The 16,567-nt window shown below is 39.7% G+C and carries 18 protein-coding genes and 1 other annotated feature; of the genes, 2 read left to right on the top strand and 16 right to left on the bottom strand.

The window, feature by feature from the left end:
- Window positions 1-76: 76 nt before the first annotated feature.
- From IGL48_RS00245 to IGL48_RS00175, 15 genes are all read right to left on the bottom strand, one after another.
- Window positions 77-769: a metal ABC transporter ATP-binding protein gene (locus tag IGL48_RS00245; protein WP_002356064.1), complete on the bottom strand. Its 693-nt coding sequence runs from the start codon at window positions 767-769 to the stop codon at window positions 77-79.
- 25 nt (window positions 770-794) lie between these two features.
- A complete protein-coding gene (locus tag IGL48_RS00240; protein WP_010777328.1) occupies window positions 795-1,748 on the bottom strand; it encodes a metal ABC transporter substrate-binding protein in 954 nt (317 codons plus the stop codon).
- A gap of 165 nt (window positions 1,749-1,913) precedes the next feature.
- Window positions 1,914-2,765: a 4-(cytidine 5'-diphospho)-2-C-methyl-D-erythritol kinase gene (gene ispE / locus IGL48_RS00235; protein ID WP_010777327.1), complete on the bottom strand. Its 852-nt coding sequence runs from the start codon at window positions 2,763-2,765 to the stop codon at window positions 1,914-1,916.
- A gap of 180 nt (window positions 2,766-2,945) precedes the next feature.
- On the bottom strand, window positions 2,946-3,248 hold the full coding sequence (locus IGL48_RS00230; protein WP_002383497.1) for a Veg family protein: 303 nt from the start codon (window positions 3,246-3,248) through the stop codon (window positions 2,946-2,948).
- A gap of 57 nt (window positions 3,249-3,305) precedes the next feature.
- Window positions 3,306-3,872, bottom strand: coding sequence for a sigma-70 family RNA polymerase sigma factor (locus IGL48_RS00225; protein ID WP_010777326.1), 567 nt, complete (start codon window positions 3,870-3,872; stop codon window positions 3,306-3,308).
- An 85-nt stretch (window positions 3,873-3,957) separates the two neighbouring features.
- Window positions 3,958-4,488 carry an NYN domain-containing protein gene (locus IGL48_RS00220; RefSeq protein WP_002356058.1) on the bottom strand — a complete coding sequence of 177 codons (531 nt, stop codon included), beginning with the start codon at window positions 4,486-4,488 and terminating at the stop codon, window positions 3,958-3,960.
- A gap of 14 nt (window positions 4,489-4,502) precedes the next feature.
- Window positions 4,503-5,360 (bottom strand): 23S rRNA (guanosine(2251)-2'-O)-methyltransferase RlmB, encoded by an 858-nt coding sequence (gene rlmB / locus IGL48_RS00215; protein WP_002356057.1) that lies wholly within the window; start codon window positions 5,358-5,360, stop codon window positions 4,503-4,505.
- Window positions 5,350-5,748 (bottom strand): Mini-ribonuclease 3, encoded by a 399-nt coding sequence (locus IGL48_RS00210; RefSeq protein ID WP_002356056.1) that lies wholly within the window; start codon window positions 5,746-5,748, stop codon window positions 5,350-5,352. The genes rlmB and IGL48_RS00210 overlap by 11 nt, the downstream gene beginning before the upstream one ends.
- Complete coding sequence (gene cysS / locus IGL48_RS00205; protein WP_010706818.1) at window positions 5,745-7,157, bottom strand: cysteine--tRNA ligase; 1,413 nt, start codon at window positions 7,155-7,157, stop codon at window positions 5,745-5,747. The genes IGL48_RS00210 and cysS overlap by 4 nt, the downstream gene beginning before the upstream one ends.
- On the bottom strand, window positions 7,150-7,689 hold the full coding sequence (gene epsC / locus IGL48_RS00200; protein ID WP_002356054.1) for a serine O-acetyltransferase EpsC: 540 nt from the start codon (window positions 7,687-7,689) through the stop codon (window positions 7,150-7,152). Before epsC ends, cysS begins: the two co-directional genes overlap by 8 nt.
- 64 nt (window positions 7,690-7,753) lie before the next feature.
- Window positions 7,754-7,960: a binding site (T-box leader), on the bottom strand.
- On the bottom strand, window positions 7,959-9,416 hold the full coding sequence (gltX, locus tag IGL48_RS00195) for a glutamate--tRNA ligase (protein ID WP_010706819.1): 1,458 nt from the start codon (window positions 9,414-9,416) through the stop codon (window positions 7,959-7,961). (Overlaps the previous feature by 2 nt.)
- 52 nt (window positions 9,417-9,468) lie before the next feature.
- Window positions 9,469-9,942, bottom strand: coding sequence for a 2-C-methyl-D-erythritol 2,4-cyclodiphosphate synthase (gene ispF, locus IGL48_RS00190; protein ID WP_002367570.1), 474 nt, complete (start codon window positions 9,940-9,942; stop codon window positions 9,469-9,471).
- Window positions 9,943-9,960: 18 nt separating this feature from the next.
- Window positions 9,961-11,106, bottom strand: a complete 1,146-nt coding sequence (locus IGL48_RS00185) for a PIN/TRAM domain-containing protein (RefSeq protein ID WP_002368622.1) — start codon at window positions 11,104-11,106, stop codon at window positions 9,961-9,963.
- 100 nt (window positions 11,107-11,206) lie between these two features.
- Complete coding sequence (gene radA / locus IGL48_RS00180) at window positions 11,207-12,577, bottom strand: DNA repair protein RadA (protein WP_002356050.1); 1,371 nt, start codon at window positions 12,575-12,577, stop codon at window positions 11,207-11,209.
- A gap of 78 nt (window positions 12,578-12,655) precedes the next feature.
- A complete protein-coding gene (locus IGL48_RS00175) occupies window positions 12,656-13,141 on the bottom strand; it encodes a dUTP diphosphatase (RefSeq protein WP_002361472.1) in 486 nt (161 codons plus the stop codon).
- A 319-nt stretch (window positions 13,142-13,460) separates the two neighbouring features.
- Between IGL48_RS00175 and proB the strand changes: the two genes are divergently transcribed.
- Window positions 13,461-14,276, top strand: a complete 816-nt coding sequence (gene proB / locus IGL48_RS00170; protein WP_002389550.1) for a glutamate 5-kinase — start codon at window positions 13,461-13,463, stop codon at window positions 14,274-14,276.
- Entirely contained in the window at window positions 14,263-15,516 is a 1,254-nt protein-coding gene (locus tag IGL48_RS00165; protein ID WP_025190656.1) for a glutamate-5-semialdehyde dehydrogenase, read from the top strand. The genes proB and IGL48_RS00165 overlap by 14 nt, the downstream gene beginning before the upstream one ends.
- Before the next feature lie 91 nt (window positions 15,517-15,607).
- Here the strand turns inward: IGL48_RS00165 and IGL48_RS00160 are convergent, their stop codons facing one another.
- Complete coding sequence (locus IGL48_RS00160; protein WP_002389777.1) at window positions 15,608-16,555, bottom strand: helix-turn-helix transcriptional regulator; 948 nt, start codon at window positions 16,553-16,555, stop codon at window positions 15,608-15,610.
- Window positions 16,556-16,567 lie beyond the last annotated feature (12 nt).

Here is a 16,567-nt window from a genome sequence, read left to right as displayed (position 1 = left end):
AAATTTTTCCAACATTTCTTTAAGCCGTTCCTTGGCTTTCGTTATTATCGAGCCAGATAACGTTTTATTGGAAAATTTACGTATACGATTCTTCACTCATATGGAAGCAACGCCATTTCGAATCTTCTTTGCGGACAAGACGAATTTGACGATCTACATAGGTTTTGATATCTTCATGATCATGCGTAATCATCAAAATAGCTTTTCCATGTTCATGCGCACTGTGTTGCAACAATTGATAAAATTCGTTTCGCGATTGTTCATCCATACCTGTTGTTGGCTCATCTAAAATAAATAAATCTGGATCGGTCGCAAACACTCGTGCTAAACTAATTCGTTGCTTTTGCCCTCCAGAAAGCTCGCCAATTCGTTTGTGGCGCATTTCCCACATGTCCACTGATTTCAAAGCTTTTTCCACATGAAGATGATCTTTTTTCGTCAACGGTTTGAACCAACGATTTCTGGGAAAGCGACCTGAACGTACTAATTCAATGACGGTGCTAGGAAAGCCCGCATTGAAAGAAGCGACTTGTTGTGGAATGTAGCCAATGCTGATTTTTTCACCAGCACTATTTTTTTTAGCGACCGTAATTTTGCCACTTGTTGGTTTTAATAACCCTAAGGTACTTTTGATCAGCGTTGACTTGGCAGCGCCATTTTCTCCTGTTAAAATAACGAATTCCCCTGGATCAACATAATAAGAAACATCTTCTAAAACAGGTTCATCATCATAATAGAAGGTTAAATTTTCGACTTCAATATAATGCATAAGTTGGCTCCTTTCTGTTGCCAGATTAATGAATGCTTTTTTGTAAAGCAGCGAGGTTTTCTTTCATGACAGACACGTAGTTCTCGCCTGCTTCTTGTTCTTTTTGAGTTAAACTCTCTAAAGGATTCAATACGGCTAATTCGACGCCTGTCTCGTCTGCCAATGTTTTGGCTACTTTTGTAGAAGCCGATGCTTCAAAATAGATCACAGAAACATTGTTTGTTTTAATATATTTTTTTAATTCGGCTAAACGACTTGGCGAAGGTTCTTGGTCTGGAGAAATCCCAGCAATCGGTTCTTGGGTCAAGCCATATTGTTTCGCCAAATAGCCAAATGCAGCATGTTGCGTCACAAAGGTCCGATTTTTAGCGTCTGCAAATGCAGCTTGGTATTCCTTATCTAGCGCAGTCAATTTTTCCAAATAAGCAGCGGTATTTTTTTCAAATACGGCTTTTTTCTCAGGATATTTTTTGATAAGCGCATCCCGAATCGCTGTTACTTCTTTTTGCGCTAACACGGGATCTAACCAGACATGCGGATCCAGTTCGTGGGAATGGTTATGGCCTTCATGACCTTCTTCGCCAGATTCTTCCTCTTCTGTTCCTTGCATCAATTGAATGGATTGACTGGCTTCCACGATTGAAACTTTTTTCGTGTCCAAGTTTTCAATAACATTCGGAACCCAAGTTTCTAGCTCTTTACTATTATAAACAAAGACATCCGCATCAGTAATTTTCGCTAAGTCTTTTGCGCTTGGTTCATAATCGTGTGGTTCCGTTCCAGCTGGAATCAACAGCTCAACCTCTCCCTCATCACCAACGACTTGTTTTGTGAAGTCGTACATCGGATAAAAAGTAGTCATTACCGTGAGCTCTTTCTTCTCTTTTGGCGATTGTGTGGTTTGCCCACAGCTAGCTAAAAGAAAAGCACTGATTGCTAAAGTAACGCCGATTATCAAACGGCGGTAGATTTTCGTCATGTTCTGTCCTCTTTTCGATTTACCTATTATAAATCGTAATATTTACGATTTGCCAGGAATAATGTACCAAATGGATCACGGGACGTCAAGGAATAAATTTAAAAAACAACAGAGCGTGGGACAAAAATCACTTTGGGTTTTTGCTCCACGCTCTGTTGTTTTTATTTATTTCAATGTCCGAACCAAATAAACTTCTTCGCAAAAGCCTTTAAGTCCATTATAAATCCGTTGTGCTCGTGTTTTCTTTTCACATAAAGCAAAGACTGTCGGTCCACTGCCGCTCATCAACGCTGCATCAGCGCCGTACTTCAGCATGCGATCCTTGATTTGTTGCACGATCGGATGTCTGGCAATCGTGACACTTTCCAACGCATTGCCAACCGTTTGGGTCATCCCAGTATAATCACCATTCTCAATAGCTATTCTTAGTCCAGCAATATCTGGATGGTGCAATTCATCTACCGCTAAATCATTAAAAACGGTACTGGTGGATACACTAATTCTTGGTTTAACTAACACAATCCAACATTGAGGCATGGTCGGTAATGCTTCAATTTTCTCCCCACGTCCGTTTGCAAAGGCTGTTCCGCCCCTTAAACAATAAGGAACATCCATACCAATTTGGCTGCCAATTTCACAGAGTTCGTCCATCGTCAACCCCAGATTCCACAGTTTGTTCAAGCCTCGTAATGATGCGGCACAGTCACTGCTCCCCCCTGCTAAACCAGCTGCCACGGGGATACGTTTTTCAATATATATTTTAATTCCTTTATGAATATTATAGGTACGCTTTAATAAGTCAACTGCTTGATAGACATGATTCCGTCGATCCACGGGTAAAAAAGAGCTGTCCGTTTCAATACGAATGATGTCTTCTTCTAGATTTTCAAAAGTTAAATGATCGGCTAAATCTACACTTGCAAAAATAGATTCAACTTCATGATAGCCATCCACACGTTTATGCAGAACATCTAACCCAAGATTAATTTTCGCAGGAGCTCGTTCGATTATTTCCATCGGTTCCCTGATTCACCTTCCTTAATCTTTTGTCTACCAACATTTTAATCTTTTAGATTCTATCATATGTCCATGAAGAAGTACACCGAAGATTGCTCTTTCTCTGACGACAGATGGCTGAAATTAAAAAGAGCTTAGGAACGAAGGGCTCTTCCTTCACTCCTAAGCGGACTTTCTAAATTATACGGCTTGACCGATGAATTCGATTTCAACGGTGCGTGTTAAAACATCTGAATAGCTATAAGATACACGTTCAAATGAGTTCTCGTCTGGATCCAAGTCAACAACAAAAACAGATGGATAAGTCTCCGTTAAGATTCCTTTACGTTCTGTTTGGCGCTTTCTTCCAGTCTGAGCAACTAACATAATTTCACTGCCGATACGGCCTTCTAAATCTTTCTTAATTGACGATAACGTTGTTGGCATTGCATTCACCTCAAGAAACATTATATCACTTTTTTTAAAAAATTTCAAGTTTATCATACTAGAAGTCTGTTTGCAACTACTTTTGCTCGACAAACCGGCTGTTTTGTCGAATTTTTATTCATTTTCTAATGTATATTTCATTTTTGCTTTGGCACGATCATAGGCACTTCGGACAGCTGAAAAAGTTCCCCCACGTATTTTAGCGATTTCTTCTAACGTGTAGCCTTTTAAGTATGCGTTTAAAATTTGTTGTTCCAACGAGGAAAGACGTGTCGGAAAAGCTGCCAATTTTTCTTGAATCATTAATTGACCTAATGGGTCGGTAGCCGCTGTCCCTAAATAGTCCACTAACTCTTCACCAGCGCTTTCTAATCGTTGTTCCAGAGAAATAGACAAGGTATCTGTTCGCCGCTTATAGGCGCATTGATGGCGAATTAAGCTATGTACGTGATTTTCAAAATTTCGTTTAAAAAACTTTCCTAATGATGCTTGTTTTTCTGAATCAAATCGTTCTAACGTCCGAAAGAAGACAATTCGTCCTTCTTGAAGCCAGTCTTCAGTATCATAATCTTTTAAATAGTATTTTTTCATGCACTTATAAATCACTGGCTGATATTGCCCATATAAGGCTTGAAATTGTTCTTGGTCTCCTGCTAATGCTTGTTGAATCTGTTCTAACATAAAAAGCCCTCCTTTTCGATAAACGTATCGAATGATTTAGGAGAGCATAGCATGTTAGAAATTTATGACTTAAGCGAACATTTGTTTAATCTTTTTTTTGAGACAATTCTTCTAGCTTCTCAGAAAGTTTTGATAACTGCTCCACGTTCCATGGAGAATTTCGACGAAATTGCTGGAAATGGATATCCGTTGCATGAATGGCAATCGTCTTTTCTGTTTTCTGGACAGCTTTGTAAAGTTCATTGGCCGAAGTCCGCAATGCACCTTGTGAAAAGACCACCCATTGTTCAGCCAAATCACTCGTTGCGACTGTTACTTGCGTTAAACGATCATTTTTTTCACCAGCTAGACGTTCAATATAACTATCTGCTGTTTCATCTTCTTTGGTGAAAACCACGGTCAAAAGGTACTTTTTGTACGTTTGCTGAATACCTGGGACTAATTGGGCATCAAAGACCACAATGATTTCCAACCCTTCATATTTGGCATAATTGGACAGACGACTAAGAAGCAGTTCACGCGCATCCTCTAAACGCTCTTGCTTTTTCAACTGGACCAATTCTGGCCAAGCACCAATCATATTATAGCCATCAACGATTAACAATTGTTTTTTCATACAATCGCCTTCTTCTATAATGGGTTGCGGCCACGATAGACTTCATACATTAGCAAGCCTGCAGCCACACCAGCGTTTAAGCTTTGAACGTGTCCAGTCATTGGAATCGTTAATAATTCATCCACTTCTTTATGAAGACCTTGACTCATGCCACGACCTTCATTTCCGATGATTAAGGCAATTGCGCCTTGTGTATTCCAGCGACGATAATCCGTCCCAGACATATCTGTACCAAAAATCCAAAATTGATTCTCTTTTAGCGTTGCAATACTTTGCGCTAGATTCGTTACACGAGCCACTGGAATATGTTCCACGGCCCCTGTTGATGCTTTGGTTACGGTTGGTGTAATTCCCACTGCACGATGTTTCGGAATGATAATACCGTCCACGCCTGTCGCATCAGCAGTTCGCAAAATTGAGCCAAAGTTATGTGGGTCCTCTAGACTGTCTAAAATTAGGAAAAATGGTGTTTCTGTCTTTTCTTTTGTTTGTTCCAATAATTCTTCTAAAGTTAAATATTGATACGCCGTGATTGCTAAAACCATGCCTTGATGCACGCCGTGATCACTCATCGTATCTAATTTTGCTTTAGGCACCCATTTAACTGGAACAGCCTGTTCTTTCGCTGCTTGTTTTAATTGCTCAATTTTCTCGCCACGAGCATCTTCTTGTAAAAACAATTTATTCCCGCGTCCTTGCTGCAACGCCTCAACAGTGGCATGGAAACCAAAGACAAAGTTATCTGCTAGCTCTTCTGAGGTTCCATCAGCACCTGCTGTCGCTGGTCGTGGGTTCCGTTCTTTTGAACGCTTATCTGAACGTTCTGGACGTTTCTTACCTTTTTTAAAAGGACGAGATTTTTCATTTTTCATTGGTTTCACCTACTTTCTTGATACACCAGTTAATTAATTCTTCTAAACGTTCTTTTTGTTGTGTTAAATGTAAATAACCCATCAAGGATTCGAAACCGGTCGCTACCCGATAGGTCGTCACATCAGCATTTTTGGCAAAGGTGTGACTTTTAGCATTCCGACCGCGTTTGTACATCACTTCTTCTTCCTCCGTTAGCATTTCTCCCGCTAACATCGCTTGCATTAAGCTTGCTTGGGCTTTTGCTGACACGTAATGTGTCGCCATGCGATGCAAAACATTCGGTTTCGTTTGTCCCAAGGAAACTAAATAATCACGAATGTAAATTTCATAAATCGCATCGCCAACATAGGCCAAAGCTAAACCGTTTAATTGTTTGTAATCTCTCATTCACTTCTTCTCCATCTCGTTCCTTGCGGAGTATCTTCTAAAACAATGCCTTGTTCTTTTAATAAATCGCGGATTTCATCACTTCGGGCAAAATCACGGTCTTTCCGTGCTTGGTTCCGTTCTTCAATTAACGCATCGACTTGTGCGTCCACTAATTCTTCGTTTTTAAAGAATAAACCAAAAATAGCTAACCAGCCACTGAAAAGCTTATCCATCGCCACTAGAACTGGTTCCGAAACTGTCGCTTGTTCACTGTACTGATTCATCATCTTCGCTAATTCATAAACGACCGTAATCCCGTTAGCTGCATTGAAATCATCGTCCATTTCCGTAATAAAACGTTGTTCTAATTCGTTTAATTGAGCCAAATAGTGTTCATCCTCTGGCAAACTTGCGACCGCATCTGCTTGTCTAAAACGTAAATTTTCAAACGCATTTTTCAATTTTTGATAATTGGCTGCTGCCTCTTTTAGAGTGCTTTCGCTATAACGAATCGGGCGACGGTACTGGGTGGTGGACATAAAGAAACGTAAAATTTGCGGATCCACTTTTTGAATCATTTCATGAACAGTAATGAAGTTACCTAGGGATTTACTCATTTTTTCATCGTCTTCACCAATTGTGACATAGCCGTTATGCATCCAGTAATTGGCAAAGGTATGGCCTGTTTTGGCTTCGCTCTGTGCAATTTCATTCTCATGATGTGGAAATTCTAAATCTTGTCCACCACCGTGAATATCAATCGTCTCTCCCAAGTGTTTTGTCGCCATGACAGAGCATTCAATATGCCAGCCGGGACGTCCTTTCCCCCAAGGAGAATCCCAAGAAATTTCATCTTCTTTGGCACTTTTCCAAAGAGCAAAATCCAATGGGTCTTCTTTTAATTGTTGTTCAACGCCAGTTCGTTGACTTGCCCCCACTTCTAATTCATCAATCGATTGATGGCTTAATTTACCATAATTAGGGAATTTACGGGTGCGATAATACACATCACCTGCGACCTCATAAGCAAAACCTTTTTCAATTAAAACTTCGATGAAAGCTAAGATATCAGGCATGTGGTCCATCACCCGAGGATGTAACGTTGCTGGTTGGACATTCAATGCTTGCGTGTCTTCTTCAAAGGCTTTGATAAAACGCTCTGCCACTTCCGGCGCAGTAATTTTCAATTCTTTAGCTGCCTTGATAATTTTATCATCGACATCTGTAAAATTCGATACATAATTCACTTCATACCCACGATATTCAAAATAACGACGAATCGTATCAAAGGCGATCGCACTGCGCGCATTACCGATATGGATATAGTTATACACGGTTGGTCCGCAGACATACATCCGAACTTTACGCGCCTCAATTGGCGTAAATACTTCTTTTTCTCTGGTCAATGTATTATAAATTTTAATCATGCCCTTTTTCCACCTTTCTTCCATTTAGACGAACGACTTTCGCAGGAACACCCACAGCTGTGGCATCTGCTGGGATGTCTGAAATAACAACAGCACCCGCACCAATTTTTGAACGTTCACCAATCACAACTGGCCCTAAAATTTGAGCTCGTGCCGAAATCATCGCTCCTTTTTTCACTGTTGGATGGCGTTTACCCGTATCACGACCGGTCCCACCTAACGTCACTCCGTGAAACAAAACAACATCTTCTTCTATTTCCGCGGTTTCCCCAATCACAATGCCCATGCCGTGATCGATAAAAACTCCCGCTCCAATTGTGGCTCCGGGATGAATTTCTACGCCCGTTATGAAACGCCAAAATTGTGCATGAATCTTCGCCAACAAAAACAACTGATGCCTATATAAGAAATGAGACAAGCGATGCCAAAACAGGGCGTGCAAGCCAGGATACGTTAAAAGAACTTCTAGTGTGGTCCGCGCTGCAGGATCGTTTCTTTTAACAGCTGCGACGCTACGTTTCAACCAACTCATAGGGTGAACTCCTTTCTACTATACAAAAATAAAAAACGTCTTTTAAGCAACAAAAAAACGTTGCTTAAAAGACGCCCATGCGTGGTTCCACTTTTCTTCACAAGAACTAGCTCTTGCCTCGATACAGTTAACGCCTGCCGACGTCTTCGGTTACTTTTTTCACCAAAGCCACTCATAGATGCATTTCGACAAAAGATGCTCGCTGTTCTCACCACCCACAGCGTCTCTGAAATCCATCTGATTGTCTACTTCTTCTATTCTTTGTGTTTTTATAACACTTTATTTAAATGATCTAATGCTTTTTCTTTGCCTAATAATTCGATGGTTTCGCCTAATTCAGGACCATGCATTTGTCCAGAAACAGCAATTCGAATTGGCATAAACAAGTTTTTGCCTTTAACACCAGTTTCTTTTTGGACGGCTTTAATCGCTGCTTTAATACTTGGCACATCGAAAACGTCCAAGGCTTCTAATTGTTCTTTAAACGCATGTAACACAGTTGGCACTGTTTCTCCTTGCAAGAATTCTTTCGCAGCATCATCTAAAACTGGATGTTCATTAAAGAACAAGTTTGATAGTTCCACAATTTCAGCTGCATAACTCATTTGTGGTTGATACAAGCTAACTAATTGTTTTAACCATTCGATTTTTTCAGGAGATGGATTTTCTTCAACACGACCGTCAGCGACTAAATAAGGAATACACATATCTGTTAGTTCACTTAAGTCCATTTGTTTCATGTATTGATTGTTAATCCATTCTAATTTTTTCGCATCAAAGGCCGCTGGTGACTTGCTTAAGCGTTGTTCATCAAACAATTTAATCAAGTCTTCTTGTGAGAAGATTTCTTCTTCGCCAACAGGAGACCATCCTAGTAAAGCAATAAAGTTGAACATGGCTTCTGGTAAGTAACCTAATTCACGGTATTGTTCAATAAATTGTAAAATTGTTTCATCACGTTTGCTCAATTTTTTGCCAGTTTCTGAATTAATGATTAAGGTCATATGGCCAAAGACAGGTGGTGTCCATTCAAACGCTTCGTAAATCATTAATTGTTTTGGTGTGTTCGCAATGTGATCATCGCCACGTAAAACGTGAGAAATTTTCATTAAGTGATCATCTACTGCAACGGCAAAGTTATACGTTGGCATCCCATCGCGTTTTTGGATGACAAAATCGCCACCAATGTTATCTGACTCAAAAGTAATTTCACCTTTCACGATGTCATCAAATTTGTATTCTGTATTACGTGGCACACGGAAACGAATCACTGGTTCTAGACCAGCCGCTTCTTTGGCTGCTTGTTCAGAAGGTGTTAAATTCGCACAAGTGCCTGCGTAGTGAGGCATTTCCCCACGAGCTTGTTGTGCTTCACGTTCTGCTTCTAATTCTTCTGGCGTACAATAACACTTATACGCACGATTGCTACTTAATAATTGATCAATCAATGGTTGGTAAATTTCTTTACGTTCTGATTGACGATATGGACCATATTCTCCCGGATGAGCAGGTGATTCATCCCATTCCATCCCTAACCATGCTAAGTTTTCCAACTGACTTTTCTCGCCGTCTTCGATGTTCCGTTTTTGGTCGGTATCCTCGATACGAATGATAAATTCTCCGTCATTGTGGCGGGCAAATAAGTAGTTAAATAATGCTGTTCTTGCATTCCCAATGTGCAAGTGTCCAGTTGGACTTGGTGCGTAACGCACACGAACTTTCGTCATGTTCATTCCTCTTTCCATTTTTTAAAAACAGACGGTTTAACGTCGTTTTCAGTTATTTTTCCAATAAAGCAACGGCAATTGCGCCGATTCCTTCTTTTTTACCAACAAAGCCCATCGTTTCCATGGTCGTTGCCTTAATGTTCACTTGTGTGACCGCTAAGTGGCAACTCGCGGCTAGATTCTTTTTCATCTCTGCCAAGTATGGGCTCATCTTTGGCTCTTCCGCTAAAATTGTACAATCAATATTGCCAATAGTAAAGCCCGACCGCCCAACTTTTTCATTTACTTTTTTTAATAAGTTTACAGAATTCGCATTTTTGAACTGCGGATCGGTTTCGGGAAACAGTTGCCCAATATCACCCAGACCAGCGGCACCAAGGATTGCATCAATAATTGCATGTGTTAAAACATCGGCATCTGAGTGACCTAACAGACCTTTTTCATAAGGAAGAGTAACCCCACCAATAATTAAAGGTCGTTGCGGAACTAATTGATGAACATCAAAACCTTGACCGATTCGAATCATACTAAGTCCTCACTTTGCTTAATTTTTATCGTTTTTAGGATGGTTATCCTTGCGATCATTAATCCCGCGACCCGCGTGTGCCGGTTTGGCAAAAATCATACGCCCAGCTGCGGTTTGTAAAGCACTTGTGACGACCACTTCGATTTGCTCATTCATGTAATGCTGGCCATCTTCTACCACAACCATTGTGCCATCATCTAAGTAAGCGACCCCTTGTTGACGCTCTGTTCCGGCTTTTACAACCATCACATTCATCGTTTCACCTGGAATCACCACTGGTTTCACAGCATTAGCTAAAGCATTAATGTTTAAAACAGGCACATTTTGAAATTCAGAGACTTTATTTAAGTTGTAGTCATTGGTCACAACCACGCCATCTAATAATTTTGCTAATTTGATTAATTTACTGTCTACTTCAGAGATATCCTCGAAATCTCCGTCATACATCTCAACGGAGATACCTTCTTCTTTTTGTAAAGCATTTAAAATATCTAAGCCACGACGACCTCTCACCCGTTTTAAACTGTCTCCAGAATCAGCAATGTATTGTAATTCATATAAAACAAAGTTAGGGATGAGCAAAACACCTTCTAAAAAGCCCGTTTTCGCGATATCGTAGATTCTGCCATCAATGATGACGCTGGTGTCTAAAATTTTGTATTTATGGAAGTTGTCTTCCACTTTACGTTCCAACATTTGTCCTTCGGTGTCTTCCGTATTTGCTTTCTTTTGGCGAGGTGTGAAAACTTTTTTCCACTCCTCAATCCGTGTTGTTCCCATTCGGAAACCTAAGTAACCCAGAATAATCATAACTAGAATTGGTAGTAAACTATTCACGACAGGAATTTGTAAGTTGTACATTGGAATGGAGATAATGACGCCAATTGTTAAACCAATGATGGCACCAATACTTCCAAATAATAAATAGGTTAAACTCATTTCATTTAAAGCTGCTTCGATTTTTTTAACAGCGGAAACAATATACTTTGCTAACCCTAAAGATAAAATAAAGAAAATAATTGCACCGATTAATCCGTTCGTAAAGTTATTGTTTAACCAACTGTTATTGCCTTGCTTAGCCATTTCCCAAGCCATTGGGAAAAGAGAAATTCCTAAACTTGCACCAGCAATGATCATCAGCAACGTGATGATTCGTTTTTGCATATAGCCATCCTCCTCGTTTATTTAATAAAGACGTCTAGTGTTGTGGGGCGTACAAAAATCATACGCCACCAAAAACCTAAACGGATTATTTCTACTTTCATTATTTAAAAACTTTTCTTAACGTTTCACCAATTGTTGAAACGCCAATAATTTCAATCCCTTCAGGCGCTTCCCAGCCACCAAGGTTATTTTTAGGGACATAGACTTTTGTAAAGCCTAGTTTTTGCGCTTCACGCACTCGTTGTTCAATACTATTCACGCGGCGGATTTCACCAGTTAAACCAATCTCACCAATGAAACATTCCGAAGATGAGGTTCCTTTTTCTTTATAGCTAGAAGCAATACTGATTGCTAACGCTAAATCAATAGCTGGTTCATTAATTTTGACTCCACCAGCCGCTTTTAGATACGCATCCTGGTTTTGTAACAAAAGGCCTGCCCGTTTTTCTAAAACCGCCATGATTAAAGAAACGCGATTAAAGTCCAACCCGGTGGTCGTTCGCTTGGCATTGCCAAACATCGTTGGGGTAACTAACGCTTGGATTTCCACCAAAATAGGGCGTGAACCTTCCATTGCTACCACAATTGAAGATCCGGTGGCTCCTTCTAAACGTTCTTCTAAAAAGACCTGAGAAGGATTCATAACTTCAACCAATCCATGTGTCTGCATTTCAAAAATACCAATCTCATTCGTTGAGCCAAACCGATTTTTGACAGCCCGTAAAATTCTAAAGGTGTGATGCTTATCTCCTTCAAAATAAAGAACCGTATCTACCATATGTTCCAACATCCGTGGCCCTGCGATAGACCCTTCCTTCGTTACGTGTCCGACAATAAAAATGGCAATCCCATTCGTTTTTGCCAGTTTCAATAATTCGGCAGTTGTTTCTCGGACTTGACTGACACTACCAGCAACGCTGGTAACATCTGGCTGCGTCATTGTTTGAATCGAGTCAATAATGACATAGTCTGGTTCTAATTTTTCAATGGCTCGTGATATTTCGTGCATATCTGTTTCTGCGTATAAGTAAAATGTCTCGTTGACGGTGCCTAAACGCTCCGCTCGCAATTTAATTTGCTCAGCACTTTCTTCACCAGAAACATATAAAACCGTGCCACCTGTGGCTGCTAATTGTTGCGATACTTGTAAGAGCAATGTTGACTTACCTATTCCGGGATCACCACCGATTAAAACTAACGAACCTGGAACAACGCCACCACCTAAAACCCGATTCAGCTCCACTAATTCAGTTTTTACACGCGGCTCTTTTTTAGGTACAACTTCAGATAGCCGTTGTGGTTGTGTCTTTTTACCAGTCAAACTTACTCTAGCACGACGATCAGAAGTATCTTGAATAACCTCTTCCACCATCGAATTCCATTGTCCACAATTAGGACAGCGGCCGAGATATTTTGGAGACACATACCCACAGCTTTGACATTCAAATTGAACTTTTGCTTTTTTTGCCATGTAGAATCTCCTTATCTGTTGTTTATTTTAACATTTATTAAATGGTTTGAATAACGTTGCCTACTGAAAAAATGGGCTTTATTTTTGTCCAGACGAACCAAAACCGCCCGTTCTTTCTGCCTCGACTTGGTCATCATCCGCTAATAAAAACGGCTTAAAAATCCCTTGGCCAATTCGTTCACCTTTTTCAATGACAACATCTTCATATCCAAAGTTTAAAAATTGGAACATGATATGTCCTTCGTTATTCTCGTTATTATAATAATCACTGTCAATGACTCCGACACCATTCGCTAAAAGTAGGAATCGTTTTAGCGGGTTCGAAGAACGACTTACCAATTCTAAATATTCAGAATCAGGCATATACGCCTTAATTCCTGTTTTAACTAAAATTGGTTTGGGATTTTCTCCAGCTTGTTGTAACTTCCAAAGACTTGGTACAACGACCGTTTCGGCTGCTTGAAAATCATACCCCGCGGCACCTTTTGTTGCTCGTTGTGGGACACTCAAGCCCTCTTCTTGATACTTAGAAATAATCTCAAAACCACGTTGTTTCATATTCATTCTCCCCTACTGTCTAAACTACTCCTATTTTACCATAATCTCTGATACTCTGGTTGTTTTTAGTAAGTTTCTCATTTCTAAAAGCCCAGTTAATCTAGACTACGCAAAAAAGAGGAGAATTTTTGTTTATTTTCCTTCTTTTAGTCTATCATCTTCTCTTAAAATAAACAGACCAAATCCCAAAAAGTCCCAAGATTCCCTCAAAAAGTTCACACTTTCATTAAACTTTCTTTACTATTCATTATTTAGCACTTTCTAGTAGCCGCTGATTTTGTTATAATGAGTGTCAAATTTTACTGTAAAAAGAAACGAGGCACTTATGAGAAACAAACTCCAACAGGCCAAACGAATTGTGATCAAAGTCGGAACCAGTTCTCTGATTTATCCCAATGGCAATATTAACTTAAAAGCAATTGATCAATTAGCCTTTACTTTGAGTGATTTAAGCAACCAAGGCAAAGAAATTATTTTAGTTTCTTCTGGCGCAATTGGTGTCGGACTGAATAAATTAAATCTATCTGTACGCCCAACGACAATTCCCGAACAACAGGCAGTCGCTGCAGTCGGCCAAGCAGAATTAATGAACATTTATAATCAGCGGTTTTCAACCTATAGCCAACAAATGGCACAAGTTTTATTAACTCGTGATGTTATTGAATATCCTGAAAGTCGCAATAATGTTACCAATACTTTTGAACAACTGTTAAAAATGAATATTATTCCTATCGTCAATGAAAATGATACTGTCGCAATTGAAGAATTGGATCACTTAACCAAGTTCGGGGATAACGATCAATTGTCTGCCATTGTCTGCCAAATTGTTCAAGCTGACTTGTTAGTTATGTTATCAGATATTGATGGTTTCTTTTCAGACAACCCTACTGTCAACAAAGAAGCCACGTTATTTTCTGAAATCAATGAAATTAATGAAGACTTGTTCCAATTAGCCGGTGGTAAGGGAAGCCGCTTTGGCACTGGTGGGATGTCTAGTAAATTAAAAGCTGCTGAACGTGTGTTAGCTAATCAACAGGCGATGATTTTAGCAAACGGAAAGCAGCCAAAAATCATTTTTGAAATTTTAGAAGGAAAAGATATCGGTACGTTATTTATTAAAGGAGGGCATGAAAGTGACTGATTTAAAGCAACTAGGGCAACAAGCTAAAGAAGCCTCTTATACGCTAGGCTTGATGGATACTCGTCAAAAAAATACTTTGTTAAACAAAATGGCCGCAGCCATTGAAGCCAATGCACCCCGCATTTTACAAGCAAATGCATTAGATTTAGAGCAAGCCGCTACCCACGGAATTTCTGAAACAATGCAAGACCGCTTACGTTTAACAGAAGAACGGATCACAGCGATGGCTGAGGGCATACGCCAAGTCGCTACTTTACCCGATCCAATTGGGGAAGTAGATAAAATGTGGCGCAATGAAGCGGGACTGTTAATTGGGCAACAACGCGTGCCTTTAGGTGTTATTGGAATCATTTATGAATCGCGGCCAAACGTGACAACAGATGCCGCTAGCCTTTGTTTCAAATCGGGAAATGCTGTTATTCTTCGAGGCGGAAAAGAAGCGTTTCACTCCAATCAGATATTGGTGACAATTTTACAAGAAGCGCTAATCCAAGAAGCCGTTTCTCCCCATCTCATTCAATTTGTTGATGATACTTCTAGAGAAACAGCCCAACAACTTATGCGCTTAAATGACTACTTGGATGTCCTCATTCCGCGTGGCGGCGCCAACTTAATCAAAACTGTTTTGACAACAGCCACTGTTCCTGTTATTGAAACAGGCACAGGCAATTGTCATATTTACGTGGACAAAGACGCCCAGTTAACAATGGCAACTAAAATTATTGTCAATGCTAAATGTCAACGTCCTTCTGTCTGTAACGCCGCCGAAACGTTATTAATTCATCAAGAAGTGGCTGAAGCCTTTTTACCAACAATTGAAAAAGCCTTGAAGGAGTTTCACGTGGAACTTCGAGCAGATGAACGTGCGTTAGCAATTTTTGAAGAAGCCATTCCAGCGACTGAACAAGATTGGGAAACGGAATTTCTCGACTTTATCTTAGCAGTGAAAGTCGTTGATTCTTTAGACGAAGCCATCCAGCATATTAATCGCTATAATACAAAACATTCTGAAAGTATTATTAGTGATAATTACTTTGCCACACAACAATTTTTACAACAAGTGGATGCAGCCGCTGTTTATGCGAATGCTTCAACTCGTTTCACGGACGGTTTTGAATTTGGATTTGGCGCCGAAATCGGCATTAGTACGCAAAAATTACATGCCCGTGGACCTATGGGCTTAGCAGAGCTTACTTCGACAAAATATGTTATTTATGGAAATGGGCAAGCACGTTCTTAGAAAGAAAAACCCTTGATTTTTAAATCAAGGGTTTTTCTTTCTCCTCTCCAATGTGCATTTTTACACATAGGATTGTTCACAGTCCCACAATCTATTCTTGATATTTTTTTTGAATCCTCATTATACTTTCTACATATGCTTGTTTCACTTGGACTGGCTCTAAAATTGTCACTTCTTCACCAAAGCCCATAAAATAGTTGGCTAAAAATTGTGTTTCTGTTGGATGAATCTGTCCAACTAAAAAACACTGCGTGGGCGTTTCTTCCAACTGAATATTGTCAAAGCGATGTTTATAAAAAAATTCTTTGCCTTTTTCTGTAATGATTGCTTTAAATGGAATCGTACGTGCCGTCGTTTGTTGATGGCGATACGATTCTTTCAGTTCTTCAGTCGTAAAATCCAGTGTTTGGTTTAACTGCTGAATAGCCTCCATAAAATCACAGCGGTAAGTACGCCAAGCCTTTTTAGTCACATCATAGCCTGAACAATACCAATACCCTTCTAAAATAGTTAACCGGGTTGGTAAGATTTTTTTCGTTGTTGCTTCATATCTGGTATAGTTAAACTGAATTACTTGTTGCGCCAAAATACAATGAAACAGCTGCTCTAAATTGCCTGGTGCTTCTACTTGTTCAATTCCTTCGTAATAGACGACCTTACTCATTTGACTGATTTTAAATTGGGTTGGTTCATCTAAAGAATGCAATAATTTTTGCTTAATTTGCTGATAGGAATGACCAAACGGTGACTCTGCGACTAATTTCAGTAATTGTAACGAAAAAAAGATTGCTAACACTTCATTTTCGTTAAAATAAATCGGCGGCAACAACGGTTTGTTTAAAACTCGATAGCCACCATAACGACCATTCTCCACATATAGCGGCACGCCTAAATTTTCCAAAGCTTCAATATCCCGCAAAGCTGTGCTTTTAGAAATCCCAAAAGTTTTCATTAACTGATTTAAATTAAACTGAGGATGGGTTCTCAAGAAAAAAAGTTCCTGATTTAAACGTTCTGATTTTTTCATTTTTCCCTCCATCGGTGTCACTTT

The sequence above is a fragment of the Enterococcus sp. DIV1090 genome, from assembly GCF_050537975.1.
Classification (GTDB): Bacteria; Bacillota; Bacilli; order Lactobacillales; family Enterococcaceae; genus Enterococcus; species Enterococcus faecalis.
This window is presented reverse-complemented; position numbering and strand designations above follow the sequence as displayed.

Bases quoted from the DNA above. Each gene is read 5' to 3' on its own strand.
- rlmB (WP_002356057.1), bottom strand. From the start codon at position 5,360: ATGAAAAATGAAAAATCTCGTCCTTTTAAAAAAGGTAAGAAACGTCCA.
- IGL48_RS00230 (WP_002383497.1), bottom strand. From the start codon at position 3,248: ATGATAAACTTGAAATTTTTTAAAAAAAGTGATATAATGTTTCTTGAG.
- ispE (WP_010777327.1), bottom strand. From the start codon at position 2,765: ATGGAAATAATCGAACGAGCTCCTGCGAAAATTAATCTTGGGTTAGAT.
- proB (WP_002389550.1), top strand. From the start codon at position 13,461: ATGAGAAACAAACTCCAACAGGCCAAACGAATTGTGATCAAAGTCGGA.
- radA (WP_002356050.1), bottom strand. From the start codon at position 12,577: ATGGCAAAAAAAGCAAAAGTTCAATTTGAATGTCAAAGCTGTGGGTAT.
- ispF (WP_002367570.1), bottom strand. From the start codon at position 9,942: ATGATTCGAATCGGTCAAGGTTTTGATGTTCATCAATTAGTTCCGCAA.
- IGL48_RS00220 (WP_002356058.1), bottom strand. From the start codon at position 4,488: ATGAAAAAACAATTGTTAATCGTTGATGGCTATAATATGATTGGTGCT.
- IGL48_RS00160 (WP_002389777.1), bottom strand. From the start codon at position 16,555: ATGGAGGGAAAAATGAAAAAATCAGAACGTTTAAATCAGGAACTTTTT.
- cysS (WP_010706818.1), bottom strand. From the start codon at position 7,157: ATGATTAAAATTTATAATACATTGACCAGAGAAAAAGAAGTATTTACG.
- IGL48_RS00175 (WP_002361472.1), bottom strand. From the start codon at position 13,141: ATGAATATGAAACAACGTGGTTTTGAGATTATTTCTAAGTATCAAGAA.
- gltX (WP_010706819.1), bottom strand. From the start codon at position 9,416: ATGACGAAAGTTCGTGTGCGTTACGCACCAAGTCCAACTGGACACTTG.
- IGL48_RS00240 (WP_010777328.1), bottom strand. From the start codon at position 1,748: ATGACGAAAATCTACCGCCGTTTGATAATCGGCGTTACTTTAGCAATC.
- IGL48_RS00225 (WP_010777326.1), bottom strand. From the start codon at position 3,872: ATGTTAGAACAGATTCAACAAGCATTAGCAGGAGACCAAGAACAATTT.
- IGL48_RS00165 (WP_025190656.1), top strand. From the start codon at position 14,263: ATGAAAGTGACTGATTTAAAGCAACTAGGGCAACAAGCTAAAGAAGCC.
- IGL48_RS00245 (WP_002356064.1), bottom strand. From the start codon at position 769: ATGCATTATATTGAAGTCGAAAATTTAACCTTCTATTATGATGATGAA.
- IGL48_RS00185 (WP_002368622.1), bottom strand. From the start codon at position 11,106: ATGCAAAAACGAATCATCACGTTGCTGATGATCATTGCTGGTGCAAGT.
- IGL48_RS00210 (WP_002356056.1), bottom strand. From the start codon at position 5,748: ATGAGAGATTACAAACAATTAAACGGTTTAGCTTTGGCCTATGTTGGC.
- epsC (WP_002356054.1), bottom strand. From the start codon at position 7,689: ATGAGTTGGTTGAAACGTAGCGTCGCAGCTGTTAAAAGAAACGATCCT.